Annotated in this window: 12 protein-coding genes, 1 other RNA gene and 1 pseudogene; all 14 read left to right on the top strand. The window is 35.6% G+C overall.

What is annotated here, in order from left to right; genetic code table 11:
• Positions 1 to 217: 217 nt before the first annotated feature.
• The gene (locus HMPREF2580_RS09345) at positions 218 to 1,231 is read left to right on the top strand and encodes a sugar-binding transcriptional regulator (protein WP_070832309.1); all 1,014 of its coding nucleotides are present in this window, start codon (positions 218 to 220) and stop codon (positions 1,229 to 1,231) included.
• Positions 1,232 to 1,283: 52 nt separating this feature from the next.
• Entirely contained in the window at positions 1,284 to 2,294 is a 1,011-nt protein-coding gene (gap, locus tag HMPREF2580_RS09340; protein ID WP_002441572.1) for a type I glyceraldehyde-3-phosphate dehydrogenase, read from the top strand.
• Positions 2,295 to 2,495: 201 nt separating this feature from the next.
• Positions 2,496 to 3,686, top strand: coding sequence for a phosphoglycerate kinase (gene pgk, locus HMPREF2580_RS09335; RefSeq protein ID WP_002441575.1), 1,191 nt, complete (start codon positions 2,496 to 2,498; stop codon positions 3,684 to 3,686).
• Between the two features lie 165 nt (positions 3,687 to 3,851).
• A complete protein-coding gene (gene tpiA, locus HMPREF2580_RS09330) occupies positions 3,852 to 4,613 on the top strand; it encodes a triose-phosphate isomerase (protein ID WP_002441577.1) in 762 nt (253 codons plus the stop codon).
• Between the two features lie 2 nt (positions 4,614 to 4,615).
• Positions 4,616 to 6,133: a 2,3-bisphosphoglycerate-independent phosphoglycerate mutase gene (gene gpmI, locus HMPREF2580_RS09325; RefSeq protein ID WP_002441579.1), complete on the top strand. Its 1,518-nt coding sequence runs from the start codon at positions 4,616 to 4,618 to the stop codon at positions 6,131 to 6,133.
• A 138-nt stretch (positions 6,134 to 6,271) separates the two neighbouring features.
• On the top strand, positions 6,272 to 7,576 hold the full coding sequence (gene eno, locus HMPREF2580_RS09320; RefSeq protein WP_002441581.1) for a surface-displayed alpha-enolase: 1,305 nt from the start codon (positions 6,272 to 6,274) through the stop codon (positions 7,574 to 7,576).
• Between the two features lie 254 nt (positions 7,577 to 7,830).
• Complete coding sequence (locus HMPREF2580_RS09315) at positions 7,831 to 8,289, top strand: hypothetical protein (RefSeq protein WP_095323332.1); 459 nt, start codon at positions 7,831 to 7,833, stop codon at positions 8,287 to 8,289.
• A 68-nt stretch (positions 8,290 to 8,357) separates the two neighbouring features.
• A complete protein-coding gene (gene secG, locus HMPREF2580_RS09310; protein WP_002441585.1) occupies positions 8,358 to 8,591 on the top strand; it encodes a preprotein translocase subunit SecG in 234 nt (77 codons plus the stop codon).
• A gap of 300 nt (positions 8,592 to 8,891) precedes the next feature.
• Positions 8,892 to 9,632, top strand: coding sequence for an alpha/beta hydrolase (locus tag HMPREF2580_RS09305; protein ID WP_002441587.1), 741 nt, complete (start codon positions 8,892 to 8,894; stop codon positions 9,630 to 9,632).
• 31 nt (positions 9,633 to 9,663) lie between these two features.
• The gene (gene rnr / locus HMPREF2580_RS09300; protein ID WP_070832306.1) at positions 9,664 to 12,042 is read left to right on the top strand and encodes a ribonuclease R; all 2,379 of its coding nucleotides are present in this window, start codon (positions 9,664 to 9,666) and stop codon (positions 12,040 to 12,042) included.
• A 24-nt stretch (positions 12,043 to 12,066) separates the two neighbouring features.
• A complete protein-coding gene (smpB, locus tag HMPREF2580_RS09295; RefSeq protein ID WP_070832302.1) occupies positions 12,067 to 12,537 on the top strand; it encodes an SsrA-binding protein SmpB in 471 nt (156 codons plus the stop codon).
• 129 nt (positions 12,538 to 12,666) lie between these two features.
• Positions 12,667 to 13,028: a transfer-messenger RNA gene (ssrA, locus tag HMPREF2580_RS09290) on the top strand.
• 55 nt (positions 13,029 to 13,083) lie between these two features.
• Positions 13,084 to 13,242: a hypothetical protein gene (locus HMPREF2580_RS12340; RefSeq protein ID WP_176747476.1), complete on the top strand. Its 159-nt coding sequence runs from the start codon at positions 13,084 to 13,086 to the stop codon at positions 13,240 to 13,242.
• 189 nt (positions 13,243 to 13,431) lie between these two features.
• Positions 13,432 to 13,717 (top strand): annotated as a pseudogene (locus tag HMPREF2580_RS12090) (terminase small subunit); the annotation flags it as partial.
• Positions 13,718 to 13,847: the final 130 nt, after the last annotated feature.

The raw sequence follows: 13,847 nt of genomic DNA, 5'->3' as shown, positions 1-13,847 counted from the left end.
TGAGATAGCAAAATCTAGATGTAAACGTTTTATTGTTAACTTTAATAAATATTAATAAAATTTTGAGTTAATTTGCTTGCAATTTATTATACGCAATAGTACTATTGCATGTGTAAAGAGGTTAATTTTTGTCCCAGGTGGGACTTAAAAAGTCAACCAATGGTTGTGAGCGACCCCTTAGATACCTTTTTATAAAGATATAAGGAGGAAGGTAGTAGTGAAAGACTTAATGAAAGTTCAACAAAAGCTCATACCTGATCTTGTAGATAAGATGTATCGACGTTTTTCAATTTTAACTACTATCTCACAAAATCAACCAGTTGGAAGACGAAGTTTAAGTGAGCACATGGATATGACTGAAAGGGTCTTACGATCTGAAACAGACATGTTAAAGAAACAAGAATTAATCAGAGTCAAATCAACTGGCATGGAAATCACTAATGAAGGAACTGAAGTACTATCGCAATTAAATGATTACTTCAATGTATATAGTGATGACAATAAAATGGCTCGAGCAATCAGAGATAAATTTCACATCAAAGATGTTCACGTCATTCCAGGAGATTCAGATTCTAATCAAACAGTTAAAAGAGAAATGGGGAGACAAGCTGGTCAGTTAGTTGAAAGCATTCTTTACGAAGATGCCATTGTTTCAGTAACTGGAGGATCTACAATGGCTTATGTAAGTGAATCCATTCATTTACTTCCATTCAATGTATTCTTCGTGCCGGCTAGAGGTGGACTTGGTGAAAACATGGTCTACCAAGCAAATACCATTTCATCAAGCATGGCTCAACAAGCTGGTGGTTACTATACAACGTTATATGTACCAGATAATGTGAGTGAAACGACATATAACACATTAATGTTAGAACCATCAGTTATTCACACGCTCGATAAAATAAAACAAGCAAATGTTACCATACATGGCATTGGTGATGCGCTGAAGATGGCGCATCGACGTCAATCACCTGAAGAAGTGATTGATAAACTTCAACATCATCAAGCCGTTGGAGAAGCTTTTGGATATTATTTTGATGCTCAAGGAAAGGTAGTTCATAAAGTGAAGACAATCGGACTACAATTAGAAGATCTTGAGAGTAAAGATTTTATCTTTGCTGTAGCAGGTGGACAATCTAAAGGAGAAGCGATTAAAGCTTATCTTTCGATTGCGCCTGACAACACTGTACTCATTACAGATGAAGCTGCAGCGAAAGTTATTTTACAATAGTAATAAAAAGTTTAATACTTTTTAAATATCATTTTTAAAGGAGGCCATTATAATGGCAATTAAAGTAGCAATTAATGGTTTTGGTAGAATTGGTCGTTTAGCATTCAGAAGAATCCAAGATGTAGAAGGTCTTGAAGTAGTAGCAGTTAACGACTTAACAGACGATGAAATGTTAGCTCATTTATTAAAATATGACACTATGCAAGGACGCTTCACTGGAGAAGTTGAAGTTATCGAAGGCGGATTCCGCGTAAACGGTAAAGAAATTAAATCATTCGACGAACCAGATGCAAGCAAATTACCTTGGGGTGACCTTGACATCGATGTAGTATTAGAATGTACTGGTTTCTACACTGATAAAGATAAAGCACAAGCACATATCGATGCAGGTGCTAAAAAAGTATTAATCTCAGCTCCAGCTACTGGTGATTTAAAAACAATCGTATTCAATACTAACCATGACGAATTAGATGGTTCAGAAACAGTTGTATCAGGTGCTTCTTGTACAACTAACTCATTAGCTCCTGTTGCTAAAGTATTAAATGATGAATTCGGTTTAGTTGAAGGTTTAATGACAACTATCCACGCTTACACAGGTGACCAAAATACTCAAGACGCACCTCACAGAAAAGGTGACAAACGTCGTGCTCGTGCAGCAGCAGAAAACATTATCCCTAACTCAACAGGTGCTGCTAAAGCAATCGGTAAAGTAATTCCTGAAATCGACGGTAAATTAGACGGTGGTGCACAACGTGTTCCAGTTGCTACAGGTTCATTAACAGAATTAACTGTAGTATTAGAAAAACAAGATGTAACTGCTGATCAAGTTAACGAAGCAATGAAACAAGCTTCTGACGAATCATTCGGTTACACTGAAGATGAAATCGTATCTTCTGACGTTGTAGGTATCACTTATGGTTCATTATTCGATGCAACTCAAACTCGTGTAATGACTGTTGGTGACCGTCAATTAGTTAAAGTAGCAGCTTGGTACGATAATGAAATGTCTTACACTTCTCAATTAGTTCGTACATTAGCTCACTTAGCTGAACTTTCTAAATAATTGAACCATAGTGTATAAGCACGTTATTCAAGTTATTTAAAGTACACATGTGAAGAGATTGAACTCTTCCAAACCTTCATAATTTGATTAGTGCTCTGTACTGTTTAATTAGATATAAAAGCTTATGAGTAAGCGGGGAGCACAGACGCTTCTCCGCTTATTTTTATATAAAGTTTTCCTATTAAAAGGAGGAAATTAATAATGGCTAAAAAAATCGTTTCAGATTTAGATTTAAAAGGTAAAGTAGTTCTCGAACGTGCAGACTTTAACGTTCCTTTAAAAGATGGAAAAATCACAAACGATAACCGTATTGTTCAAGCATTACCAACTATTAAATACATCATCGAACAAGGTGGTAAATTAGTATTATTCTCTCATTTAGGTAAAGTGAAAGAAGAAAGCGATAAAGCAGGTTTATCTTTAAAACCTGTAGCAGACGATTTATCTGAGAAATTAGGTAAAGAAGTTACTTTCGTTCCTGAAACTCGTGGTGAAAAACTAGAAACTGCTATTAAAAACCTAAATGAAGGTGATGTATTATTAGTTGAAAATACACGTTTCGAAGATATCGATGGTAAAAAAGAATCTAAAAATGACCCTGAATTAGGTAAATATTGGGCTTCATTAGGCGATGTATTTGTTAACGATGCTTTCGGTACAGCTCACCGTGAACATGCTTCAAATGTAGGGATTTCTACACACTTAGAAACAGCAGCTGGTTACTTAATGGAAAAAGAAATTAAATTTATCGGTGGCGTAGTTAACGACCCACATAAACCAGTTGTAGCAATCCTTGGTGGAGCTAAAGTATCAGATAAAATCAATGTAATTAAAAACTTAGTGAATATCGCTGATAAAATTTTAATTGGTGGCGGTATGGCTTACACATTTATGAAAGCACAAGGAAAAGAAATCGGTCTTTCATTATTAGAAGAAGATAAAATTGATTTTGCAAAAGATCTATTAGAAAACAATGGCGACCAAATCGTTTTACCAGTAGATTGTAAAGTTGCTAAAGAATTCTCTAATGATGCTAAAATCACTGAAGTATCCATCGATGATATCCCTGCAGACCAAGAAGCAATGGATATTGGACCTAAAACGGTTGAATTATTCAATAAAGAATTACAAGGCGCTCATACAGTAGTATGGAATGGACCAATGGGTGTATTCGAATTTAGTAACTTTGCCCAAGGTACTATCGGCGTATGTGAATCTATTGCTAACTTAAAAGACGCTACGACTATTATCGGTGGTGGTGACTCTGCAGCCGCTGCAATCTCACTAGGATTTGAAGATGATTTCACACATATCTCAACTGGTGGCGGCGCGTCATTAGAATATCTTGAAGGTAAAGAATTACCTGGAATTAAAGCAATTAATAATAAATAATTATTAATCGACGCTTAGTTAAGGCGAAAGTTTCTAAATGAAATGATTTGGGAAAATGAACAAGTGAAAGCCACAGTAAGCTTTCGTGTTTTAACCTTAAGTTATTCAAGTAATGATCGATATAAGCTTTTAAATTTAACACTAAATTATTAAGGAGTGTAACGAATGAGAACACCAATTATAGCCGGAAACTGGAAAATGAATAAAACAGTTCAAGAAGCTAAAGATTTCGTAAACGAATTACCAACATTACCTGATCCTAAAGAAGTAGAATCAGTAATCTGTGCGCCTACAATTCAATTAGACGCATTAGTAACTGCTGTTAAAGACGGCAAAGCACAAGGGTTAAAAATCGGTGCTCAAAATGCTTACTTTGAAGATAGCGGTGCATATACTGGTGAAACTTCACCTGTCGCATTAGCTGATTTAGGTGTTAAATATGTAGTGATTGGTCACTCTGAACGTCGTGACTATTTCCACGAAACAGACGAAGAAGTAAATAAAAAAGCTCATGCTATTTTCAATCATGGTATGACACCAATTATTTGTGTTGGTGAATCAGACGAAGAACGTGAAGCTGGCAAAGCTAATGAAGTTGTTGGCAACCAAGTTAAGAAAGCTGTAGAAGGTTTATCAGAAGAGCAACTTAAAGAAGTTGTCATCGCATATGAACCAATCTGGGCAATCGGTACAGGTAAATCATCAACTTCAGAAGATGCTAATGAAATGTGCGCACACGTTCGTAAAACATTAGCTGACTTATCTAGCCAAGACGTTGCAGAAGCAACTCGTATTCAATATGGTGGTAGTGTGAAACCAAATAATATTAAAGAATACATGGCTCAATCAGATATCGATGGTGCATTAGTAGGTGGCGCATCATTAAAAGTTGAAGATTTCGTACAATTGTTAGAAGGTGCAAAATAATTATGGCTAAGAAACCAACTGCCTTAATCATCCTAGATGGTTTTGCAAATCGTGAAAGTGAACATGGCAACGCTGTTAAATTAGCAAACAAACCTAATTTTGATCGTTATTATGAGAAATACCCAACGACTCAAATTGAAGCAAGTGGTTTAGATGTAGGTCTTCCAGAAGGACAAATGGGTAACTCTGAAGTTGGTCACATGAACATCGGTGCTGGACGAATCGTATATCAAAGTTTAACTCGCATTAACAAATCAATCGAAGATGGAGAATTCTTTGAAAATGATGTGTTAAACAACGCAATTAAACATGTAAAAGATAACAACTCAGCACTTCACGTGTTTGGTTTACTATCAGATGGTGGTGTTCACAGTCACTATAAACACTTATTTGCAATCTTAGAATTAGCTAAAAAACAAGGTGTAGATAAAGTTTACGTGCACGCTTTCTTAGATGGTCGTGACGTTGATCAAAAATCTGCCCTCAAATATATTGAAGAAACTGAAGCTAAATTCAAAGAATTAGGCGTTGGCCAATTCGCTTCAGTGTCTGGACGTTATTATGCAATGGATCGTGATAAACGTTGGGACCGTGAACAGAAAGCTTACAATGCTATCCGTAACTTTGAAGGCCCAACATACGCTTCAGCTAAAGAAGGTGTAGAAGCGAATTACAGTAATGACGTTACTGATGAATTCGTTGAACCATTCATTATTGATAATCAAAATAATGGCGTTAATGACGGCGATGCTGTTGTATTCTACAACTTCCGTCCTGACAGAGCTGCTCAACTTTCAGAAATTTTCACTAATAAAGCATTTGATGGTTTCGAAGTTGAACAAGTTAAAGATTTATTCTATGCAACGTTCACGAAATACAATGACGATGTAGATGCTGAAGTTGTATTTGAAAAAGTTGACTTAAACAATACAATTGGTGAAGTCGCACAAAACAATAATTTAAAACAATTACGTATTGCTGAGACTGAAAAGTATCCTCACGTGACTTACTTTATGAGTGGGGGTCGTAACGAGGAATTTGAAGGAGAACGTCGTCGACTTATCGACTCTCCAAAAGTTGCTACGTATGATTTAAAACCAGAAATGAGTGCATATGAAGTTAAAGATGCACTTTTAGAAGAGTTAGACAAAGGTGATTTAGATTTAATCTTATTAAACTTTGCTAACCCTGATATGGTAGGTCATAGTGGTATGCTTGAACCTACAATTAAAGCAATTGAGGCTGTAGACGAATGTCTTGGTGAAGTTGTAGACAAGATTTTAGAAATGGATGGTTATGCTATTATCACTGCTGACCATGGTAACTCAGACCAAGTGTTAACAGATGATGATCAACCAATGACGACGCATACAACTAATCCAGTTCCAGTTATTGTTACTAAAGAAGGCGTAACTTTACGTGAAACAGGTCGATTAGGAGATTTAGCTCCTACACTATTAGACTTGTTAAATGTAGAACAACCTTCTGATATGACTGGTGAATCATTGATTAATCATTAATTTTGATTATAAAAACACTCAAATTTTGGGAGGAATAAACGTACTCCCGAAATTTGAATATTACTTAGTAGAATTATTTTATTAAAATTATAAATAGGGCTATAATAGCTTTATAATATATTTAAAGGAGATATTAACATGCCAATTATTACAGATGTTTACGCTCGCGAAGTCTTAGATTCACGTGGTAATCCAACAGTTGAAGTTGAAGTTTTAACTGAAAGTGGTGCATTCGGTCGCGCATTAGTACCATCAGGTGCTTCTACAGGTGAACACGAAGCAGTTGAATTACGTGATGGAGATAAATCACGTTATTTAGGTAAAGGTGTGACTAAAGCTGTAGAAAACGTAAATGAAATTATCGCACCAGAAATCGTTGAAGGTGAATTTTCAGTATTAGATCAAGTATCTATCGATAAAATGATGATTCAATTAGACGGTACAAGTAACAAAGGTAAATTAGGTGCTAACGCTATCTTAGGTGTTTCTATTGCCGTAGCTCGTGCAGCAGCTGACTTATTAGGTCAACCTTTATATAAATATTTAGGTGGATTCAATGGTAAACAATTACCAGTACCAATGATGAACATTGTTAACGGTGGTTCTCACTCTGATGCACCAATCGCTTTCCAAGAGTTCATGATTTTACCAGTTGGTGCTGAATCATTTAAAGAATCATTACGTTGGGGTGCTGAAATCTTCCACAACTTGAAATCTATCCTTAGTGAACGTGGTTTAGAAACTGCAGTAGGTGACGAAGGTGGTTTCGCTCCTAAATTTGAAGGTACTGAAGATGCTGTTGAAACAATCATCAAAGCTATCGAAAAAGCTGGTTACAAACCAGGTGAAGATGTATTCTTAGGATTTGACTGTGCTTCTTCTGAATTCTACGAAAATGGTGTATATGATTACACTAAATTCGAAGGTGAACACGGTGCTAAACGTAGCGCAGCAGAACAAGTTGACTACTTAGAAGAATTAATTGGTAAATATCCTATCATCACTATTGAAGATGGTATGGACGAAAACGATTGGGAAGGTTGGAAACAATTAACTGATCGTATTGGCGATAAAGTTCAATTAGTAGGTGACGATTTATTCGTAACTAACACTGAAATTTTATCTAGAGGTATCGAACAAGGAATTGGTAACTCTATCTTAATTAAAGTGAACCAAATCGGTACTTTAACTGAAACATTTGATGCAATTGAAATGGCTCAAAAAGCTGGTTACACAGCAGTTGTTTCACACCGTTCAGGTGAAACTGAAGATACTACAATTGCTGACATTGCAGTTGCTACAAACGCTGGTCAAATTAAAACTGGTTCATTATCAAGAACTGATCGTATTGCTAAATACAATCAATTATTACGTATTGAAGATGAATTATACGAAACAGCTAAATTTGATGGAATTAAATCATTCTACAATTTAGACAAATAATATCTCTATAGCTAAATAAAAGAGTTCACGCTTATATCTTTAGGTTTCACGCCCTAAAGTAAATCTATTCCCGTTACAGAGTTGAGGCTGTAACGGGTTTTTTATGTTGAGAAATACAGTGGATTGGTGAAAAATTGATGAGTTTGATTTAACATCAAACCTTTTTGAGTAAGGGGCATCTCATTTAATTTACTTCGCTAAACTGATATAATTAATGAAAGTAATTCGGAAAAAGGAGTACCGTTATGGCAGATATCACAGAGTCAAGCGCTAGAGAAATAAGAGCCGGACGTTTAATCGCGATCAGTTCCTTTATATTTTGTATCTTACTTATTATTCATCATTTTGTAGTATTAGATGAAACCACGGCGAAATCATTGTTATCTTTAGCAGGACAGAAAACGTCAGACACTGCTGTGCATAATATTTTAAATAGTGATAGATATACTGGTGTCATGTACATTCTTGCTTACTTAGCAGGTGTTGTTGCACTATGGAATCGTCATCCCTATTTATGGTGGTTTATGTTTGCAGTTTATGTATCTAATGCTTTATTCACGTTAGTGAATTTATACATGTTTGTACAAGCAATTTTAGATGTGAAGAACGTTATCGCAATTTTACCAATCTTAATCGTTGTGATTGGCTCAATTGTTTTAGCAATTTATATGTTAGTCGTGTCAATCGCTCGTAAAAGCACTTTTAATAGATAGAAGTTTGATAATACGAATAGAGATGTGTTATAATTCGTCTCGTATATAATGAACGGAGGACAATTTTTATGCATACATTAATCATCGTTTTATTAATTATAGATTGTATTGCATTAGTGACTGTTGTATTACTCCAAGAAGGTAAAAGTAATGGACTTTCAGGTGCTATTAGTGGTGGCGCAGAACAGTTATTTGGTAAACAAAAGCAACGTGGCGTCGATTTATTCTTGCATAGATTAACAATTTTTTTAGCAATTATTTTCTTCGTACTTATGTTCTGTATCAGTTATTTAGGTATGTAGATAATAAGTTATTGAATGAAGTAAATGAATCTAATCAAGTCTGATGTACAATGTGATAAAGGAACACTATCCAACATTCACATTTGACATCAGCCTGAGTCCGACGATATGCTTGTCGGGCTTTTTTATTTTATAATAGATGATAGCAATGTTTTTAATACCTGTAATTAAGGGAATAGTCCAATTATGCATTTATCAAAGATTCAATTTAATTTTGAAAATGAAATCAATAACCTTAAATGATTTAAAGTTTAAATAGAGCTATCTAGTTCTCAATGAAAAGGGAGAGGAATTCAAACCATGCAAATTAAACTACCGAGACCATTCTTTTTCGAAGAAGGAAAACGAGCTGTATTATTACTACATGGTTTCACTGGAAATTCAGCTGATGTGAGACAATTAGGTCGTTACCTTCAGAAAAAGGGTTATACATCATATGCACCTCAATATGAAGGGCATTCAGCACCACCAGAGGAAATTTTAAAATCTAGCCCTTACGTATGGTTTAAGGATGTTTTAGATGGTTATGATTATCTAGTCGATCAAGGCTATGAGGAAATTGCTGTAGCCGGATTGTCACTAGGTGGGGTCTTCGCATTGAAGTTAAGCTTAAATCGCGATGTGAAGGGTATTGTAACAATGTGTGCACCAATGGATGGTAAGACTGAAGGAACAATATATGAAGGTTTTCTAGAATATGCCCGTAATTTTAAAAAGTATGAAGGCAAGGATCAGGAAACCATTGATAGAGAAATGGAGGATTTCCATCCTACAGAAACGCTTAAAGAGCTCAGTGACACATTGAAACGTGGCAAAGAACAAGTAGATGAGGTTATTGAACCTATTCTAGTTATACAAGCAGAGCAAGATAAAATGATTGATCCTCAATCAGCAAATTATATATACGAACATGTTGATTCCGATGAGAAAGACATCAAGTGGTATCATGAATCTGGTCATGTGATTACAATTGATAAAGAGAAAGAACAGGTCTTTGAAGATGTTTATCAATTTTTAGAATCATTAGATTGGACAGAATAAAAAGATGAAGAAGTAAGAAAGGAGGGGCATAATGAATTTAAAGCAATCCATTGAAGAAATAATTAAACAACCTGACTATGAACCAATGTCAGTGTCAGATTTTCAAGATGCGTTAGGTTTAAATAGTGCCGACTCATTTAGAGATTTAATTAAGGTGCTCGTTGAACTAGAACAAACTGGTTTAATTGAACGTACGAAGACAGATAGATATCAACGAAAAGAAACAAGTAAGTCCAATTCAAAACTAATTAAAGGAACGTTAAGTCAGAACAAGAAAGGCTTTGCATTCCTTCGACCAGAAGATGATGAGATGGAAGATATATTCATCCCACCAACTAAAATTAATAGAGCCTTAGATGGAGATACGGTCATCGTAGAAATTCAAAAATCTCGAGGCGAACACAAAGGTAAAGTTGAAGGCGAAGTTAAATCTATTGAGAAACATTCGGTGACACAAGTAGTAGGCACTTATAGTGAAGCGAAACACTTTGGCTTCGTCATACCTGATGACAAGCGTATCATGCAAGATATCTTTATTCCTAAAGGACAAAGTCTTGGTGCTGTAGATGGTCATAAGGTATTAGTTCAAATTACGAAATATGCTGATGGTACAGACAATCCTGAAGGTCATATTTCAGCAATTTTAGGTCATAAGAATGATCCCGGCGTCGATATTTTATCTATCATCTATCAACATGGCATTGAAATCGAATTTCCAGACAATGTGCTTAAAGAAGCCGAAGACGTGCCAGAAGAAATTGAACCGTCAGAAATTGAAGGTCGTCGTGATTTAAGAGATGATTTAACCATCACGATTGACGGTGCAGATGCTAAAGACTTAGACGATGCGATCGCCGTTAAAAAGCTGAAAAATGGTAATACTGAATTAACCGTAAGTATTGCAGATGTAAGTTACTATGTGAAGGAAGATTCTGCATTAGACCAAGAAGCATACGATAGAGCGACGAGTGTTTATTTAGTCGACCGAGTCATTCCAATGATTCCACACCGTTTAAGTAATGGTATTTGTTCATTGAATCCTGAAGTCGACCGATTAACATTGAGTTGTCGAATGGAAATCAATGCACGTGGAGAAGTCGTTAAACACGAAATCTTTGATAGTGTCATTCATTCTAATTACCGAATGACGTATGATGCAGTCAATAAAATCATTACTGTCCAAGATCCACAAGTACGTGCGCAATATAAAGAATTAACGCCAATGCTTGATTTAGCACAAGATTTATCCAATCGTTTAATCAGCATGCGTCGACGTCGTGGTGAAATTGACTTCGATATCAACGAAGCTAAAGTACTCGTAAATGAAGAAGGTATTCCTACAGACGTTCAAATGCGTGAACGTGGCGAAGGTGAACGTTTAATTGAGTCATTCATGTTAGCAGCTAATGAGACGGTGGCAGAGCATTTTAATAAAATGGAAGTTCCATTTATTTATCGTGTTCATGAGCAACCTAAATCCGAAAGATTAAGACAATTCTTCGACTTTATTACGAATTTCGGTATTATGATCAAAGGTACGGGCGAAGATATTCATCCTACAACGTTACAGAACATTCAAGAAGAAGTTGAAGGACGACCAGAACAAATGGTGATTTCAACTATGATGTTACGTTCAATGCAACAAGCACATTATGATGATGTCAATCTTGGACACTTTGGTCTATCAGCAGAGTATTATACGCATTTCACATCTCCAATTCGTCGTTATCCTGACTTAACCGTACATCGATTAATTCGTAAGTATTTAATTGAGAATTCTATGGATAAAAAGGAACTCAGACATTGGGAAGATACATTGCCTGAGCTTGCTGAACACACATCTCAACGTGAGCGCCGTGCAATTGAGGCTGAACGTGATACAGATGAGTTGAAGAAAGCTGAATATATGATTCAACACATTGGTGATGAATTCGAAGGTATCATTAGTTCAGTAGCGAACTTCGGTATGTTTGTAGAGTTACCTAATACCATTGAAGGTATGGTTCATATTGCTAATATGACTGACGATTACTATCATTTCGACGAACGTCAAATGGCTTTAATAGGTGAACGTCAAGCGAAAGTATTCCGTATTGGTGATGAAGTAAAAGTTAAAGTCACACATGTTGATGTAGACGAACGGATGATTGATTTTCAAATTGTGGGTATGCCTTTACCTAAAAATGATAAATCACAACGTCCAGCACGTGGTAAAACAATTCAAGCTAAGACGCGTGGTAAGTCATTAGATAAAGCTAAGGATGACCACAATAATAAAGGCAATAAGAAGAAACGCAAACAACGTAAGGGTAAAAATGCCCGTAAAAAAGATAAACAAGGTAAAACGAATCATAAACCATTCTATAAAGATAAAAGCGTGAAAAAGAAATCACGTCGTAAGAAAAAATAGTCAGCAAAGATGAGGTGAGAATGAATGGCTAAGAAAAAATCAAAATCACCAGGTACGTTAGCGGAGAATCGTAAAGCAAGACATGATTTTAATATTGAAGATACGATTGAAGCGGGTATTGCTTTACGAGGTACTGAAATTAAGTCTATTCGACGTGGAAGTGCGAACTTGAAAGATAGTTATGCTCAAGTAAAACGTGGCGAAATGTATTTAAATAACATGCATATTGCACCGTATGAAGAAGGCAATCGATTTAACCATGATCCATTACGTTCTCGCAAATTGTTACTTCATAAAAGAGAAATCCTCAAATTAGGGGAACGTACACGAGAAATTGGTTACTCGCTTATTCCTTTAAAGTTATATTTAAAGCATGGCCAATGTAAAGTCTTATTAGGCGTTGCACGTGGTAAGAAACTACATGATAAACGTCAAGCCCTTAAGGAAAAAGCAATGAAACGTGACATTGATCGAGCGGTCAAAGACCGTTATTAAGCACGTTTGTTGCTTAATCGAGTGCCATTTGGTATGATTATTGATGTTGTATTTTAAAAGGTGACATAGTCTATTACACCAAATGGCTTGTTTATAACAGTCATTAGTTAATTATTATAATTTTATTGCGGGGGCGTTTTTGGATTCGACAGGGGTCCCTCGAGCACACTAAGCGTGTCGGAGGGTTGTCTCCGACATCAACACATTTCAGTAAATATAACTGACAAATCAAACAATAATTTCGCAGTAGCTGCGTAATAGCACACTGCATCGCCTAACAGCATCTCCTACGTGCTGTTAACGCGATTCAACCCTAGTAGGATATGCTAAACACTGCCGTTTGAAGTCTGTTTAGATGAATACCAATCAAACTAGCATAATACTGGTTGTCTGTTGCTTACTATTATGCGAATTTAATCAATAGACTACACACGTAGAAAGGTGTGTATCAGGACCTCTGGACGCGGGTTCGAATCCCGCCGTCTCCATATTGAAACCCACAACCATTGCGGTTGTGGGTTTTTTAGTGTTTAGGGTGCGCAGAAAGTGCACAATATTAGCGCATATGAAAATGAACAGAGTAACGCTGTTACAATTGTAAAGCTTAGAGATTGGGAAATACTAGCTAAAGCAATTATTGATTGCTCAATTTGTGTAAAAGACTTTATCAATTTAGGACAAAATTCACTTAATCGTATGAGTTGAAATCCTAATTATTCTTACACACATCATTATTTAAAAGATATTCATTGTTGTCGCCAACAAGCAAGTCAGTTTAAAGGTATTACAAAAAATTGGAGCGAAGTCATGTATTTTAATCATGATAAATACAGATAATCATTGATCTAATATGATAAATCAACATCGAAACAAGAGGGTTTCGCTAATGAATATATAAAGACATTAAATGTTACTCAGAGTACTATAAAGGGAGGATATAACCCTAATAGTGCCCACGTAACTGACAGTAGGTTACTCTGTTTAGGTAGACGCTTATATTAAAAGTCGTAAAGATAACCTCATAGACGACATTATTCTTTCTGCTAAAAAGTTATTGTATCTATTAACACAATCAGCTATAGGTGATGAAACAGAAACAAAAAAGGTTGTAAAGAAGAGTTTATTTGAAAAGAAATCTGATACTGGAAGAATGAACTTTGTATATAAAGAACATGTAGAATAATATTGGTAGATTTGAGGAATAGTAAAATGGTAATATCAGTGGCTGCCCTGTTTTTTGGTATAATAATAAGGAAACAGTGTTCAACACTGGCATACTCTCATTTAGTATGTATGTTTTATTATGTACA

It is taken from the genome of Staphylococcus sp. HMSC036D05 (assembly GCF_001836225.1).
In the GTDB taxonomy this organism is placed as follows: domain Bacteria; phylum Bacillota; class Bacilli; order Staphylococcales; family Staphylococcaceae; genus Staphylococcus; species Staphylococcus caprae.
This window is presented reverse-complemented; position numbering and strand designations above follow the sequence as displayed.

Coding starts and splice junctions, on each gene's coding strand:
- pgk (WP_002441575.1), top strand. CDS start 2,496: ATGGCTAAAAAAATCGTTTCAGATTTAGATTTAAAAGGTAAAGTAGTT.
- secG (WP_002441585.1), top strand. CDS start 8,358: ATGCATACATTAATCATCGTTTTATTAATTATAGATTGTATTGCATTA.
- gap (WP_002441572.1), top strand. CDS start 1,284: ATGGCAATTAAAGTAGCAATTAATGGTTTTGGTAGAATTGGTCGTTTA.
- smpB (WP_070832302.1), top strand. CDS start 12,067: ATGGCTAAGAAAAAATCAAAATCACCAGGTACGTTAGCGGAGAATCGT.
- HMPREF2580_RS09305 (WP_002441587.1), top strand. CDS start 8,892: ATGCAAATTAAACTACCGAGACCATTCTTTTTCGAAGAAGGAAAACGA.
- rnr (WP_070832306.1), top strand. CDS start 9,664: ATGAATTTAAAGCAATCCATTGAAGAAATAATTAAACAACCTGACTAT.
- tpiA (WP_002441577.1), top strand. CDS start 3,852: ATGAGAACACCAATTATAGCCGGAAACTGGAAAATGAATAAAACAGTT.
- gpmI (WP_002441579.1), top strand. CDS start 4,616: ATGGCTAAGAAACCAACTGCCTTAATCATCCTAGATGGTTTTGCAAAT.
- eno (WP_002441581.1), top strand. CDS start 6,272: ATGCCAATTATTACAGATGTTTACGCTCGCGAAGTCTTAGATTCACGT.